Origin of the sequence: Marinobacter xestospongiae (genome assembly GCF_023156385.1) — a bacterium.
Taxonomy (GTDB): Bacteria; Pseudomonadota; Gammaproteobacteria; order Pseudomonadales; family Oleiphilaceae; genus Marinobacter; species Marinobacter xestospongiae.
Genome location: NZ_JAKZAK010000028.1, coordinates 18,421 through 33,982, shown reverse-complemented (window position 1 = coordinate 33,982; position 15,562 = coordinate 18,421). Strand labels below are relative to the sequence as shown.

At 61.5% G+C, this 15,562-nt stretch carries 11 protein-coding genes; 3 read left to right on the top strand and 8 right to left on the bottom strand.

The features are described from left to right. Positions 1-188 precede the first annotated feature (188 nt). Together MLD24_RS18035 and MLD24_RS18030 are read left to right on the top strand one after the other, a co-directional pair. Complete coding sequence (locus MLD24_RS18035) at positions 189-1,103, top strand: HAMP domain-containing protein (protein ID WP_248168478.1); 915 nt, start codon at positions 189-191, stop codon at positions 1,101-1,103. Further along, on the top strand, positions 1,070-1,825 hold the full coding sequence (locus tag MLD24_RS18030; RefSeq protein ID WP_248168476.1) for a methyl-accepting chemotaxis protein: 756 nt from the start codon (positions 1,070-1,072) through the stop codon (positions 1,823-1,825). The genes MLD24_RS18035 and MLD24_RS18030 overlap by 34 nt, the downstream gene beginning before the upstream one ends. Before the next feature lie 96 nt (positions 1,826-1,921). Here the strand turns inward: MLD24_RS18030 and MLD24_RS18025 are convergent, their stop codons facing one another. Both MLD24_RS18025 and MLD24_RS18020 read right to left on the bottom strand, forming a co-directional pair. Beyond that, positions 1,922-2,509: a YceI family protein gene (locus tag MLD24_RS18025; RefSeq protein WP_248168474.1), complete on the bottom strand. Its 588-nt coding sequence runs from the start codon at positions 2,507-2,509 to the stop codon at positions 1,922-1,924. A 56-nt stretch (positions 2,510-2,565) separates the two neighbouring features. Next, positions 2,566-3,123, bottom strand: a complete 558-nt coding sequence (locus MLD24_RS18020) for a cytochrome b (protein WP_227175315.1) — start codon at positions 3,121-3,123, stop codon at positions 2,566-2,568. A 674-nt stretch (positions 3,124-3,797) separates the two neighbouring features. Between MLD24_RS18020 and MLD24_RS18015 the strand changes: the two genes are divergently transcribed. Next, positions 3,798-5,093 (top strand): EAL domain-containing protein, encoded by a 1,296-nt coding sequence (locus MLD24_RS18015; protein WP_227175314.1) that lies wholly within the window; start codon positions 3,798-3,800, stop codon positions 5,091-5,093. Between the two features lie 9 nt (positions 5,094-5,102). Here the strand turns inward: MLD24_RS18015 and MLD24_RS18010 are convergent, their stop codons facing one another. The 6 genes from MLD24_RS18010 to MLD24_RS17985 all read right to left on the bottom strand — a co-directional run bounded on the left by MLD24_RS18010 (position 5,103) and on the right by MLD24_RS17985 (position 15,489). After that, positions 5,103-6,875, bottom strand: coding sequence for an SLC13 family permease (locus MLD24_RS18010; RefSeq protein ID WP_248168472.1), 1,773 nt, complete (start codon positions 6,873-6,875; stop codon positions 5,103-5,105). Positions 6,876-6,986: 111 nt separating this feature from the next. Further along, on the bottom strand, positions 6,987-8,882 hold the full coding sequence (parE, locus tag MLD24_RS18005; protein ID WP_248168470.1) for a DNA topoisomerase IV subunit B: 1,896 nt from the start codon (positions 8,880-8,882) through the stop codon (positions 6,987-6,989). Positions 8,883-9,039: 157 nt separating this feature from the next. Continuing rightward, on the bottom strand, positions 9,040-9,549 hold the full coding sequence (locus tag MLD24_RS18000; RefSeq protein ID WP_248168468.1) for a protease complex subunit PrcB family protein: 510 nt from the start codon (positions 9,547-9,549) through the stop codon (positions 9,040-9,042). Continuing rightward, the gene (locus MLD24_RS17995; RefSeq protein ID WP_248168466.1) at positions 9,546-12,185 is read right to left on the bottom strand and encodes a S8 family peptidase; all 2,640 of its coding nucleotides are present in this window, start codon (positions 12,183-12,185) and stop codon (positions 9,546-9,548) included. The genes MLD24_RS18000 and MLD24_RS17995 overlap by 4 nt, the downstream gene beginning before the upstream one ends. A gap of 197 nt (positions 12,186-12,382) precedes the next feature. Next, the gene (locus MLD24_RS17990; RefSeq protein WP_248168465.1) at positions 12,383-14,434 is read right to left on the bottom strand and encodes a TRAP transporter large permease subunit; all 2,052 of its coding nucleotides are present in this window, start codon (positions 14,432-14,434) and stop codon (positions 12,383-12,385) included. Positions 14,435-14,475: 41 nt separating this feature from the next. Beyond that, positions 14,476-15,489 carry a putative solute-binding protein gene (locus MLD24_RS17985; RefSeq protein WP_248168464.1) on the bottom strand — a complete coding sequence of 338 codons (1,014 nt, stop codon included), beginning with the start codon at positions 15,487-15,489 and terminating at the stop codon, positions 14,476-14,478. Between the last annotated feature and the right edge of the window lie 73 nt (positions 15,490-15,562).

Here is a 15,562-nt window from a genome sequence, read left to right as displayed (position 1 = left end):
CAACATCACCAACGCACGGCCATCGTGCGGAAAACACAGCCTCATTGCGTTCAGGGCAACCGTACCAGGGGATAATACCTCCCCCAAAAATGATCGTTTTGCCTTCTGCTGACGGCAAATCCGCGGCTGCAGGCACACCCCGATCAAGCCTGGCCCTGTGACGCCGACACTATTCAGGGAGCCCGATCATGAAACGGATGTCATCCCTCGGTCTACACCTCCAGATCGGCCTGCCCCTGACGTTGATGGCAATCGCCATTGCCATTACCTGCGCCCTCGGTGTCCACGGTATCCGCACCCTGATTGCCAACGCCGAACACTCCAGCGAACGGCTGTTGCCCGCCATCAGCCTTGCCCTGAACGGGGACCGGGACCTCTACCAGGCGCTGGTTGCGCAGATGGCGTATGTGAACGCCAGGGCCGATGGCCGCGACGTGAGCAGCCATCAGGACAGCTTCGACGAGAACAGCGCGCAAGCCCTGGAACGGCTGCAGCTGGCGGCAGATCGGCTCGACTCCCGCCAGGGCCACCAACTGATGCGAGGCTTCAAGGGCGCGTTTGAGCAATGGTTTGGCACTGCCCGGGAGACCATGACGCTGGCCGATCAGGGCCGGCTCGACGACGCCCAAACGCTGCTGCGCACCACCAGCAGCCAGCAGTTCGACACCCTGCGCAACTATTACGACGAGGTCGGCATGCTCGCCGACGAGCAGGCTTCAGCCACAACCACCGCCGCCATTGCCCAGGGCAATGCCAACAACACGCTCGCCCTCACGGTGACCGCCGTGGCCCTGCTGATCAGCGGCGGCCTGTCGGTACTCTTTGCCCGCTCAATCCTGGTGGCCGTGCGACGGCTGAGGCACCGCTTTGACGATATTGCCGAGGGCAAAGGTGATCTCACCCGCCGCATTCCGGTCGAGCGACAGGATGACCTGGGCAAGCTGGCCGTCAGCTTCAATCAGGTACTGGACAATCTCCAGTCGATGGTGCGATCCATAAGGAGCTGGCCGAACAACTCGGTCAGGACGCTCAGCACCTGTCCGGCCAGGTCTCCGACAATGACAGCAGCGTGGGCCAGCAGACCGACGCCATCAACCAGGTAGCAACGGCCATCAACCAGCTTCACAGCGCCATCCAGGAAGTGGCTGGCAACGCAGCCCACGCCACAGAAGCCACCCGGGAAGCCAAAGCCAGCGGCGACGAAGGCGCCAATCAGGTCCGCGCCTCCTCCGACCAGGTGCAACGACTGGTCAGCCAGATTGGCAATGCAGTGGAGGTCATACAACGTCTGGCAAAGGATTCGGACAACATCAGCTCGGTGCTGGATGTCATTCGTGGGATTGCCGAGCAGACCAACCTGCTGGCCCTCAATGCAGCGATCGAGGCGGCCCGGGCCGGGGAACAGGGCCGGGGCTTCGCCGTTGTCGCCGATGAGGTGCGCACCCTGGCCGGGCGCACCCAGTCCTCCACCGAAGACATCCAGAAGATGATCTCCACCCTGCAGAGCGGTGTCGCCGAAGTGGTTGAGGTTATGGAGACCAGCAGCCAGCAGGCAGCGGATACCGAGACACTGGCCAGTGCAGCGGAAGGCGCACTGGCTACCAACGTACGGGCGCTGGAACGGATCAGCGATATCAACCTGAGCGTGGCGTCCGCCACCGAGCAGCAGACCCTGGTGGTGGATGAGATCAATCGCAACGTCACGCAGGTGAGCGAACTGGCGGATGCCGGCGCCGGCCGGTCACGGGAGATCAGCCAGATCAGTCAGGACGTGGCCCAACACGCAAAAAACCTGAGCGAAGAGGTTCGTCGTTTCCGAATTTAGGGCGCCCCGGATTAACGGCAGATCAAGGAACGGGGAAGGAGCAACTGGCAGGATTGCCGCCCGGCACAGTGGCCGGGCGACCGGGAAGGCGACCCGTTACTGACGGATACCTTCAACAGAGATGATCATCTCGACGGTTTCAGACGCCGGCCCCAGATTCATCGGGATGCCAAAGTCCGACAGGCGCAGTTCGGTTTCAGCCTCAAAGCCCATGCGGTAGCCACCCCAGGGGTCCTCACCGTGACCGATCAGCTCGGCCTCCAGCGTAATTTCCTTGGTGACGCCACGCAGGGTCAGATCACCGATGATGTCGGCTTCATCGCCATCCTCATCCACCACAATGCGCTTGCTGGTGAAGGTCGCTTCCGGGAATTCATCGGCGTACAGGAAGTCTTCGCTGCGGATGTGCTTGTCACGCTCTGCGTGGTTGGAGTCCACACTGGCGGTGTCGATGGTCACGTTCACGGAGCTGTTGGCCGGATTGTCGGCGTCGAAGCTGAACTGACCGTCAAAGTCGTTGAAACGGCCGTACAGCCAGCTATAACCCAGGTGGGAGATCTTGAACATGACGAACTGGTGAGTGCCTTTTTCGTCAAAAGCGTAACTGCCAGAACCTTCATCCGCCTGAACCGTGGTCGCGGCCATCGTCACTGCAACAGCAGAAGCAAGCAACTGTTTTTTCATAACGTTCTCCTTGATGTCATGCCTAACAGGCATGGGGTTTAAATGTATGAGCTGGATCAGTTGCGCGGCGACAGGCCCAGCATTCGCCTCAGGGTTTCATCCTTGTCGAGAATGTGATGCTTCAGCGCGGCCAGACCGTGCACCGCCGCGAGAATGACGAGCGCCCAGGTCACCCAGTAATGCACATCGCCAGCAACGTCTTCCATGCCTTTGATTTGACCGGTTACGGAAGGCACCGAAAACCAGTTAAACACGTCGATGGAGGAACCATCGGCGGTGGAAATCAGGTAGCCGCTGACCAACGCCACAAAAATCAGCAGGTACAACAGATGGTGGGTGGCGTGAGCCGCCACCACTTCCCAGCGCTGATGGGTCGGCAGCGCCTTCGGATTGCTGTTCATCACTTTCCACACCAGGCGGAACAGCATGGCCAGCAGCACCAGCACCCCAATACTCTTATGAATGTGCGGCGCGGTGCGATACAGGTCATCGTAGTAGCTGAGATCCACCATGTAATAACCCAGCCCGAAAAGACCAAAGATCGCAATTGCGATCACCCAGTGAAGCAGGATGTGGACAGCCCCATATCGGCTGGAGGAATTGCGCAGCGGCATTGATAAAGTTCCTGTTTGATCAATCAAATACGTCAGTAATGAGAAGAATGATAGAGCCAGCCCAATGAAAAATAAAACGAAATTATTTGGCTTCCAGGTTCAAATTAATTGAACAAGTTAATTAGGGCGCACTCTCCTTTGCATGCCGCCGTCACCCTGAAGTTTCGTAAGATCGGAGCCAGCCCCGCAAGTTCCCCTACAAATCGGTAACGTTTTTGCGGCTAAGCTTTTGTCGTATGCGGGTTTTACTGATTGATGGAATTAATACACCTAATAGAATTGTCAACCATCAGCGACCACCCGACAGGAGATAAAATCATGGAAGTCGAATTTGACGAACACGTTGTTGTTCCCAGCAACAACTGAGATTTCGCCTGGCTGGCGTGGCACCCAGTGCCCACGCCAGGGCAGCGCTCTGCCCCTCCCCTGTTTTCCGGACCTGCTTCTGGCCAATATGCAAACTCTTGCCAAATCCACTGGCAAGCTCTGGTAAAGTCTGGCAATCTCTTCACGTTTTCGGTACTTCCCAGGGTCGCTATGAACTTACCTGCTGCCGCACTCGATATCCCCTGAGCACCTCCCCACGAAATGCACACGTACGCCCGTTTCGTGCCACGGCGCTCTGACGCTGACACCGACCGATCACTCCGTTTCAGACTCATCAGTACAGCACCATGTCCAAGTTTCTGCCCGACCAACTGGCCAGCACCGAAAACGATCTGATTGACTCTCTGCTGACCCAGGGCAGTGAGGGCTGGACAGCCAGCTATCAGGGACTGACCCTGAAGACTGCACTACAGCCGATTTTCAGCATTTCCCATAAACGGATCATCGGATACGAAGCCTTGGTGCGAGCCTTCGATAATGACGCTGCCAGCGTGCTGCCGATCCACCTGTTCCAGTTGCCGCGGGACGCCGCAGAGAATCTGTTTCTGGACCGGCTGTGCCGCCACCTGCATGTACAGAACTATTCCCAGTTGAGCGACAGCCTGAACTGGCTGTTTCTCAACGTCTCCCCCCGGGTCGTCGCCACCGGGCGGCAACACGACTCCTTCTTCGGCAATCTGTTACGCAAGACCGGACTACCCGCCCATAGGGTGGTGATGGAAATAGTGGAACAACCAACGGATGACGCCGAGCAGCTTCGGGAGACGGTGAGCTATTACCAGCAACTGGGATGCCTGACAGCGATCGACGACTTTGGCGCGGGACACTCCAACTTCGAGCGGATCTGGAACCTGTCACCGGACATCGTCAAACTCGACCGCACTTTGATCACCCGAGCCACGGACGATCGCAAGGCCCGACAGATTCTCAACGGTATCGTATCGCTGTTGCATCAGTCCGGCTGTCTGGTGTTGCTGGAAGGGGTGGAAACCCACGAGCAGGCCATGATTGCCATCGATGCGGGGGTCGATTTTGTCCAGGGCTACTATTTCAGCCATCCCAGCACGGAACTCCCCAGCATTGCCAGCAAGGCTCCGGATTTTGAAACCCTGCTGGCAGACTACAAGAGCCGCAAGCAACTGCAACTGGACCCGTCCCAGCAGATCGTCAGCTTCTTCAGCGACTATTTCCTGACCGCCATCACCCTGCTGAAACAGGGCAGCACCCTGGACAGGTCCTGCCAATCGCTACTTGAACACCCGGCGGTTTCCCGCTGCTACCTCATCGACACCAACGGCGTACAGCTGCAGGATACGGTGGTCGCCGCGGATTCCCGCTATCAGGTCGATCCCCGCTTCCAGCCGCTGGAGAACACCGAAAGCGCCGATTGGTTCCGCCAGAATTACCTCAAGGATGCCCTTGCCCAGCCCAACATCCTCCAGGTCACCAGCCCCTACCTTTCAGTCACCGGCGCCCATATGTGCGTCACCCTGTCGCTGGCGTACAACCATCATGGCCGGATTCAGGTGCTGTGCTGCGATCTGCTGGCCAACCGCATGGAACATCTGAGCTCCAGTCTTTAGCCCCCGTACTTACCAGGGCACCTGGTACACCAGTGCGATCACCACCACGGTCACCAACCCGACAAAGACGTTGAACGGCAGGCCAATGCGCACGAAATCCATGAACCGATAGCCGCCGGGGCCGAACACCATGGTGTTGGTCTGGTACCCCAGCGGTGTTGCAAAGCTGGCCGACGCCGCCATCATCACGGCAATCACAAACGGCTCCGACTCGACGCCGAGACTGGCCGTCATCGACAGCACAATAGGGATCATCAGCACTGCGGCAGCGTTGTTGGTAATCACCTCCGTGAGCACAGAAACCGCCAGATAGACCAGCAGAATGGTCAGCAACGGGTGGCCAGCACTGACAGAAAGGATCTGTGCAGCCACCAGCTCCGCCGCACCGGTTACCTGCAGCGCACCGCCGAGCGCAAAAGACGACGCGATGGTCAGTATCACCGGCACATCCACCGCCTTCTGGGCCTGTCCCACCGAGCAACAGCCGGTGGCAATCATCAGACCGGCACCCAGCAGCGCCGCATTGAGCATCGACAGCCAGCCCAGGGCGGCAGCACCCACCAGCACCACCAGGATGCCCCAGGACACATAGGCACGGTCATGACGAGGGGTTTCGGTCCCCAGGTCATTGATCAGCAGAAAATCCTTGTTGTAACGCTGGCGACTGATAAAGGCCGGTCGCGCCTCCAGCAAAAGAACATCCCCCGGGCGCAGACGGATATTTCCCAGGTTGCCCGACACCCGTTCACCGCCACGGGCCACCGCCAGCACCACCGCGCCGTAGCGATCCCGGAAGCGGGCGTCCCGGATGGTCAGGCCCAGCACATCGGATTGCGGTGACAGGGCCGCTTCCACCAGGCAGCGCTCAGCACGGTCTTTGCTGAGAGAGGGCTCATCGTCGTGAACGGACGGTACAATGCCATTGATCCGCAGCAGATCCGAGATCGCCTGGGTATCGCCAGCGAAAACCAGGCGGTCACCGCCACACAGCCGCTCTTCCGACGGTACCGCCGTCACCACGCTGCCATCCCGCTCAATTTCCACCAGATACAGCCGTTCAAGCTCCCGCAGCCCGGCCTCGCCAACACTCTTGCCCACCAGTGGCCCGTCAAACGCCACCGCCACCTCCAGGGTGAACTCACGCATCGAGCCGAACTTCTGCTGATCCTTGCGATCCGGCAGCATTCGCGGCAACACCAACAGCATCGCGGCCAGGCCAATCACCGCCACCGGCAGACCGACCGCGGTGATGGAGAACACCGAGAACCCGGCCTCGCCGGTCAGCTCCTGGTACTGACCGTTTACCACCAGGTTGGTGCTGGTGCCAATGAGCGTCAGGGTACCGCCGAGGATGGCGGAATAGCTCAGCGGCATCATCAGCTTGGAGGGGGAAATACCGATCTTGCGGGACCAGGCGTGCACCGCCGGAATCATGGTGGCCACCACCGGGGTGTTATTGAGAAAACCACTGAGCAGCGACACCGGCACCGCGATGCGGGCCTGGGCGGAACGTACGCTGCGGGGAGAGCGCAGCAGATGCTGGACCACCAGGTCGACGCCACCGGAATGATGAATACCGGCCGCCACCACGAACATTGCCACCACGGTGATCAGGCCAGTGTTACTGAACCCGGCCAGGGCCAGGTTGGCGTCAATGATCCCGCTGGCACTGAGCAGCACCATCACACCCAGCATGACCAGGTGCGGTGCCACACGTCCGGTCACCATGATTATCAACGCCAGGCCCGCAAGGCCCAGGGAAAACCAGCCCTGCCAGTCCATCCGATCGATCCAGTCTGGAAAAGGGCAAGGATAGCGAAGATGAAATTTGGGGAGAAAGAATAAAAGCTGCTTTTTAAAGCACCAAAAAGAATAAACCGGCAGGCCCGACGGTTACACCGTCAGGTCCGCCAGGTTGCCGTAGCTTTCCAGCCAGCTGCGCCGGTCCGAGGCGCGCTTCTTGCCGAGCAGCATGTCCATGCGCTCGTCCGTCTCATCGCCCTCTTCCAGCGTCAGCATCACCAGCCGGCGGGTATCCGGGGCCATGGTGGTCTCCCGCAGTTGCAGCGGGTTCATTTCACCCAGCCCCTTGAAGCGGGTAACCTGGATTTTGCCGCGGCGCTTCTCCGCCTCCAGGCGGTCGAGGATGCCCTGCTTCTCGTGTTCATCGAGGGCATAGAAGGTCTCCTTGCCCAGATCCACCCGATACAACGGCGGCATCGCCACAAACACGTGGCCGGCGGCCACCAGCGGACGGAAGTGCTTGACGAATAGCGCGCACAGCAGGGTGGCAATGTGAAGACCATCAGAATCCGCATCCGCGAGGATACAGATCTTGTTGTACCGCAGCCCATCAAGCTGGTCCGAGCTGGGATCAACGCCAATGGCCACGGCAATGTCGTGAACCTCCTGAGAGGCCAGGATCTCGCCGGAATCCACCTCCCAGGTATTGAGGATCTTACCCCGCAGCGGCATCACCGCCTGGAACTCCCGGTCGCGGGCCTGTTTGGCGGAGCCCCCGGCCGAGTCCCCCTCCACCAGGAACAGCTCGGAGCGGTTGGTATCAGCGCCGGAACAGTCCGCCAGTTTGCCAGGCAGTGCCGGTCCCGAAGTCACCTTCTTTCGGGCCACTTTCTTGCTGGCTCGCAGACGTCGCTGGGCGTTGCTGATGAACAGTTCCGCCAGTGCTTCGGCCACGTCGGTGTGCTGGTTGAGCCAGAGGCTGAACGCGTCCTTCACCACACCGGAGATAAACGCCGCCGCTTCCCGGGACGACAGCCGCTCCTTGGTCTGGCCGGAGAACTGCGGGTCCTGCATCTTGAACGACAGCACGTAGCTGCAGCGCTCCCAGATGTCTTCCGGCGACAGTTTCACCCCCCGCGGCAGCAGGTTGCGGAACTCACAGAATTCCCGCATGGCCTCCAGCAGGCCGGTCCGCAGGCCGTTGACGTGGGTCCCGCCCTGAGCGGTGGGAATCAGGTTAACGTAGCTCTCGGTCACCGCTTCGCCGCCTTCCGGCAGCCACTGCAACGCCCAGTCCACCTCTTCGGTGTTGCCGGAGAAGCTCCCGGTGAACGGGTCCAGCGGCACCGCCTCAATGTCCGCCAGGGCGGTGCGCAGGTAGTCTCGCAGGCCGTCTTCGTAGTACCACTCGTCTTTCTCGCCGGTGGCTTCCTGCAGAAAAGTGACCGTCAGACCGGGACACAGCACCGCCTTGGCCCGCAGGTTGTGACGCAAGCGACTGACTGAGAACTTAGGAGAATCAAAGTAGGAAGCGTCCGGTAGAAAGTGCAGCCGGGTACCGGTATTGCGCTTGCCAACGGTATCCACCACCGCCAGATCCGACGCTTTCTCGCCGTCGGCGAAGGTCATCCGGTGGACCTGGCCATCCCGTTTGATGGTCACTTCCAGGGTCTTGGAGAGGGCGTTCACCACAGACACACCGACCCCGTGCAAGCCACCGGAAAAGTTGTAGTTGCCCTGGGAAAACTTGCCGCCGGCGTGGAGCCGGGTCAGGATCAGCTCAACCCCGGGCAGCCCCTCTTCCTTGTGGATGTCGACCGGCATACCGCGACCGTCATCCTCAACACTGAGAGAACCATCGCTGTACAGGGTGACATCAATACGGCGGGCGTGCCCGGCGAGGGCCTCATCGACACTGTTATCGATCACTTCCTGGGCAAGGTGGTTCGGGCGACTGGTTTCGGTGTACATGCCAGGCCGCTTGCGAACCGGGTCAAGGCCACTCAGGACTTCAATGGCATCAGCGTTGTATTCTTTCTGGCTCATAGGTGAGGAACAACTCCGGAGGCGATTTTGCAACGGGTTGGCAGCTGTGGCCAACTGATGGGACGGCGGTACGCCACAAGCTCACCTAGCGTGTGCCTCGGCACCACCAGGACAGCATTTTCTGAGGCTACCTAGCTTAGGGATTTGCCGGCAAAGATCAACGGTTGTTTGTATCAGCGCTGCGCTGGCGAGTAATCTCCGGCAAGCCCTGGCCCTCGACTGTCAGGGTCTGCCAGCCCTCCGCCGTCACCGCCACCACCACACACGGGGTGGTCAGCACCTGAGCCACCATGGCATCGGCCCGGGGTTCAGAAATGGACATGGCCAGCAGCAGCCGGTCGCCGTTCAGCCCGGCCCCCTTGAGAGAGACCGAATAGCCGGCGGTCGGTTTCTGGCCCTGCGCCACCACGACCAACGGCTGTTGCTCCAGATCCTCTGTTGGCAGGCGGTCCAGATTCAGGCCCAGACCGGGCAGACTGGCCAGGCGTTTTAGATCCTCCCGGCTCTGCACCAGCACCGCACCGGGGGCGGTCAACCCGCAATGCAGCGATGCCGCCACCTCGTGGGCCGGAGACGCAGGTCTATCCACGTTATCGCCGGACAGCGCGCAACCACTGAGCAGCCCGGTCAGGGCCATCCCCAACGCGGCGGTGAAACTGGTTTTCATGGCCTTCCTCCCTGATAGTGTCTGGTGGCGGTATGCTGTGGACGAGGCACGCGGTAGCCCTTGAAGCCGTAGCGAGGCAGCCCCATTTCTGACAGGGTCGGTCGGCGGAAACCGGTGTTCATCACCACCCCGCTGACCGGCGCCTCGCCAAGCGCCACCGGCTCCGGCAAACCAATGACCGGATACTCGGCACAGGCCTCGCCGTTCTCACAGATCCGGCCATTATTGTCGATGTCCGTCCCCGCCACCAGCAGATACTCCCCGGGCGCGGCATCGGCGAACTCAAACCGGTACTGGCCGTTGCTGACCACCACCACGGCCTGCTGGGTCTCCACCTCATCGTCCGGGTCCACCAGCAGCACGTAGTGACGACCGGCGTCCCGCTGATCTTCCGGGTCAACACGGCGCACCGTAATCGGCACCGCCAGCTCCCGCTGCTGGCCGGCGGCGTCGTAGCTAAAGGCCAGCTCGGTGGCGTAGCTGGTGTCCTGATTCAGCTGATCAAGATCCACCGATACCTGCAGGGTCTCCGGTGGCGCCTGCCCCACGACGGGTTGCGGCGACAGCGACAGCCACCCGGGGACGCTGGCCACCGACTGCACCGTCACCGGCTGGCCGGCGGGATACACCGTCAGGTTCAGGGTCTGGGTCGCCCGGGCCTCACTGAACTGCAGCGACGACGGCTCCGCCGCCAGCACCACCGGGGTCGCGCCAGCCAGGGCCGCATCCACCGCTTTGACCGCGTTGATCAGCCCGGCGCCGTATTCCGTGCGGTTGCCAAGGGGATCGGTCAGTTCGCCGCTGGCCAGCATGGCAAAAAAGTCGTCCGGCGTAACGTCCAGCCCCTGGTCCTGGGCAGCCCCCTTCATCAGGGCATAGACACCGCTGACATGAGGCGCCGCCATGGAAGTCCCCTGCAGGCCGGCGTACATCGGTTCGAAACGCCCCTGGGAATCGTCGCCCCAGGCACTGATGATCAGATCGGCGTCACCATCCAGGTTGGCGTCACGGGTTGCATCCCCGCCCGGAGCGACCAGATCCACCGATCCACCAATATTGGAGTAGGACGCCCGCACCTTGGCCCCGTCCACTGCACCAACACCCACCACGCGCTCGAACGCGGCCGGATAGGTCAGCTGGTCGGTGCCCTCGTTACCGGCCGCAGCAACCACCAGTTTGCCGGCGTTGTGGGCCCGGTCAATGGCCTGGCGCAGGGTGTCGCTGGGCGCGGAGCCGCCCAGGCTCAGGTTGATGACATCGACATCGCTGCGGGTAGCGGCCCAGTTCAGCGCTGCCACCAGATCCGCGGTGCTTCCGGAGCCGTCACGGCCCAGCACCCGGACCGGATACAGGGTGGATTTTGGCGCGACTCCGACGATGCCCTGCTGGTTGTCCACTCCGGCCACGATGCCGGCGACGTGGGTGCCATGGAAGTTGCTGGCCTGGCTTCGGCCGTCGCCGGGATCTGCCGGGTTGACGTCGCGCTGCTGATTGTCCTCGGTATCGATGTCGAGCTCGCCAGAGACAAAGTCCAAGATCTCGCCGCTGAATCCGATAACGTTGGCAGCCAGGTCCGGATGCCAGTTGCCATAACTGGCGGGCTGGCTACTGAGAAGACCGGTGTCCATCACCGCCACCCCAACGCCCTGGCCACCATTGGGCGCGGACTGCCAGGCGACAGGCAGGCTGATCAGCGGGTAATGCCACTGCAGGCGGTAAAGGCTGTTGTTACCGGGATTCACCGCCAGGCTGCGATAACGGTAGTTGGGTTCCGCCAACCGGACCCCCGGCTGTTGCCGCAACGAGCGAATCCACGCCACGGTGTCCTCCCGCCGATCCATTGACTGGCTGCGCAAGGCCGCTGTTTGCGGCCGGGTAACCGCCCACACGCCAGGGGCCAGAGGGCGGTAGTCCGGGCCACCGGCTGCCGCCGAGCGAAGTGGCCCCGCGCCCTGCGCTGCGGTGGTGGCTGTGTCCATCACCACGATTGCCTCATCCTCAACCAGCGCCGGCTCGGGGAACGCCGCCGACGTTGCCTGGGAGCCTTCGGCAGACACCGTCAATACATAGCGAAACGGACCGCCACCGGCAGCACCAATGCGCACCACATGCTCAACCGTCTCGCCATCAGGCAGGGACACCTGATGGCTGAACGGCGGCGGCCCGAAGCAGTCATTGCCGCAGATATCGCCCCCCGATGGCGGCGATATGATCATCGCCACCTCCGGGTCCACCGGACTGGCGGCAAACACCTGCAACACCACCCGGTCACCGTCATTCAACCGAATTCGAAAGCTGTCAATGGTGTCCTGATTGTAGGAAAACACCGGGCCGTTCAGGCCGTCATCCGGATACACCCCTGCGGTGGCACTGAGGTAGCCGCCCACCGTACCGGTCTCGGGGAGCCATTGGGCCAGCGCCACGGGATCATTCTCTACAGCAGTACCGGTGCGGCTGTCATCAGCGGTATCGGAGTCCACCCGGGTGCGACTTTCAATGGTGATGGTGCCGGACAACGCCGGACCCGAGGGCGCGTCGCCTCCGCCATCACCGCCCTCACCGCCGTCGTCGCCACTGCTACTGCTGCCACCTCCACCACAGGCGAACAGCGCCAGAGAGGCTGCCAACACCGCCATTGCTTTTAATCTGCCGATCACTGCCCCGGAAACCATTGGCTATCCACCTCCAGCCGCAATACACCCTAATCAGAGTACGAGCGTACGGCAGAATCCGCCCATAAAAAAGCCGCCCGGAATGGGGCGGCAGAGCGCAAGGCGCCGGTTCCGTGGTCCGAACGTCCCGGAACCGGCCAGGGTTGAGAGCTCTCAGCGCCTCACAGAACGTAGAAGAACATGGGAATGAAGGCGACCAGAAGCAGCGTGGTGGCCATCACCAGCAGTGGCAGCAGCAGGCGCTCGTAGCGGTGCCAGAAGGAACCGGTGCGCTCGGCTGCGAGCACTTCGGTCTCCCCCACCACCTGCCGGGTCAACAGGTGATTGAGCGCCACCGGCGGACTCAGGTAGCCCAGCTCAAAGGCCACCAGGCAGACGATCCAGAAATGCAGTGGATCGATCCCCAGGTTGATGGCTGCCTGGGCGATGGTGGCAGAGACCAGGATCACCGCCCCGAACGGGTCCATCACCATGCCGATAAAGGTCAGCATGAACACCACCACCAGCATCACCAGCCAGGGGTTGTCCAGATGCTCAGGGAAGATGGCGTGAACGATCTCCGAACGCTCAAGAATCCCGCCCAGACAGATCGAAAATCCGATCAGCGCCAGCAGCGCGCCAATGTGCACCGCCGAGTCGCTGGCTGCCGCAGTACTGCGGGACCAGAAGGCACCACCGCGGGACTGGCCGTCATCACGGTTGTCCTTGTCCGCATCCAGCAACACCAGCGCCAGCATCACCAGCGGCAGAATCAGCGGCGCACTGTACTCGTTGAAACGCAGATCCAGCAGCAGCCAGACCGTCAGGATCACCAGACCGGCCACCACGGCATAGGGCAGCAACGGACGCAGCTGGGCCAGGGATTCCCGCAGGGCACCCGGCCGGGGCTTGGGCTTCCAGTTACCCTCGGTCTTGCAGACAACGAAAGAGAACAGACAGGCGGACATCAGGAACACCCAGAACCCCCAGCCATAGAGTTCCGAGGTGGTCACTTCCTTGTTAAGCGCAGCGACCACAACGATCAGAAGACAGGGGTTGAGCACCACACCCAGGCTGCCGGACATGGCGGTGGTTGCCAGCGACAGCTGACGCCCGGCGCCGGCACGGCGCAGTTCGTCATAGACCACCCCACCCACGGCCAGGATGAAGATGCCGGACGCCCCGGTGAATGCGGTGGGGAATGCGGTAGCAAAGATCATCACCGACGCCAGCAACGGCGCCGGCAACTGGAACGGCTTGATGACGTTGATCAGCAGCTCCGGCAGCCGGGTCTGCTTGAGTGCCATACCCACCAGCACGTAGAGACCGATGTTGATGAACATCGACGACAGGTTGCTCATCATGCCGAAATAGATCGCCAGACCCGAGCTGTAACCGTCCACGAAGAAGAAGTAACTCATGGCGATCAGCCCCATGGCACAGTAGAGCGGGATCACCAGCGGGGAGGAGGCATTGAGACCGCCAGCGCGCATGCGTTCCGGCACCCACAGCAGCCGCACGGCGTTGATCACCATAAACAGCCCGAACACCAGCGTCCAGGCCAGCTGCAGCGCTGCGACGTCTTCCGAGCCAGGTGTCGTGCTGAGCCGGCCGGCGTAGGATTGCAGGGACGCCACCATCAGACCGTTGGTCAGCAACTGGACACCCTGACTCAATCGCCACTCCGAGCGGTTACGGGGCAACCGCAGGGCAATGTGATCGGCGTCCAGGGCAGACACCGCCGCGGCCATCGCGAACATCGCGATGAACAGGTATTTCATCAGGTCGATGTTATCCAGCAGGAAATCCGCCAGCCCCTGCTCCACGGTCTTGAAGGCCGCCAGTGCCGGGGTGGCGTGCTTCTGGTTTTCCTCGAAGGCGGCAAACTTCTGCTCGCACAGTGCCAGGTTGCGCTGCAGGGATTCCCGCAGGGCAGAGGCATTGGGCGGCGAGCTGAACAGATCATCCGGATCGGGCTTGTAGGCGTCGAGCCGGCGCTGCACCTCGGTGTCCACATCCATGCTGAGATCGCACTCCGGCGCGGTGGCGTCCGGATTGAGCAGGTAGTAGTTGGGCCAGGTCTGCTCACCCACCCACAGCAACCGGCTGTGAAGCGAATTGCCCATCCCCAGCAGCAGGGTGAACAGCAGGAGCAGCAGCAGGACCATCCCATGCAGGCGATGCATGGGATACAACGTGGTGGTCCGGGCGGTCGACAGTACGCGGGAGATCATGGAGGTTCAGCCCTTTGGTCTTATTATCAAATACCGAACATTTATTCGCGGTTGCCGGCGGTGCACTCCGAGGCGGCCGGATTGCTGGCGCAGCGGATTTTACTCAGCAGGCTCATCATCTTGGGATGGTAGACCTGCTCGGCTCCGTTGACGCCGTCCCGCAGTTGCAGGCGGTTCTCACGGAACATTTCCTGATAGCCCTGCACATCGTTGGCGGGAATGTTGATCCACTTGTCCTCGGGAATGGCACTCTCCAGACGCGACACCAGATCCATGGCCTGGCCGTACATGCCCCACGCCACTTCCCGCGCCTGCTGGGCAGTGGCGTCATCCAGCACCTCATCACGGGCGATGATCTGGATGGTCAGCTGGGCCAGCGGGTAATCGACAATGCCACCGGTATCGCCGATGCCCTTGTACAGCTCCAGCGCCTCATAGGCGAAAGCGGGTGCGTAGGCGGTATCCACCGACCCGTTGTTGAACTTGCCGGCAAAGTTGGTGATGTCCGACGGCACCACCGTAGCCTTGACGTAGTTCACCATGTGGATGGCGTCCTTCTGGTAATCCAGTGTCGCCATCCGCTTGCCCGCCAGTTCACCGGCGGTATCGATGGAGCGGTCGTTGACGAACAGGTAACCGGCGCCCGCCGGTACAATCCCCAGAACCTCATAACCGTCCTGCTTCATCAGCGGCGCCGCCTTGGGCTGGGCCAGGGTCGCCAGCAGGGTGCGCAGGTCATCGTAGGTGGGGATCGCGCCCACCGCACTGACACTGCCGGTAAACCGGTTGAACGGACGAATCCGCAGGTCGGTTGCAGCAACCGCATCGCACTGACCGGAGGAGAAATCCCCGACCGCGACGCCTTCATCGGTGTAGGGACGCAGTTCAAAGTCGACACCGTGGCTCTTCATCTCGAGGGCGTAGTCCTTGACCATGTTAAAGACATCGCCATTGGCACCGATGACGTCAAACACGCACATCCGCACCGGCTCCTGGGCAGCAGCCAGCGGCGTTACCAGGGACAGGGTCAGGGCAGCAAGGGATTTACGGATCATGGGTGACCTCCGGGTCATTGTTATGCTTGTCGTAGAGATTCTCAGGCTGATTCAGCCGTGTGTTCGGTCCGGC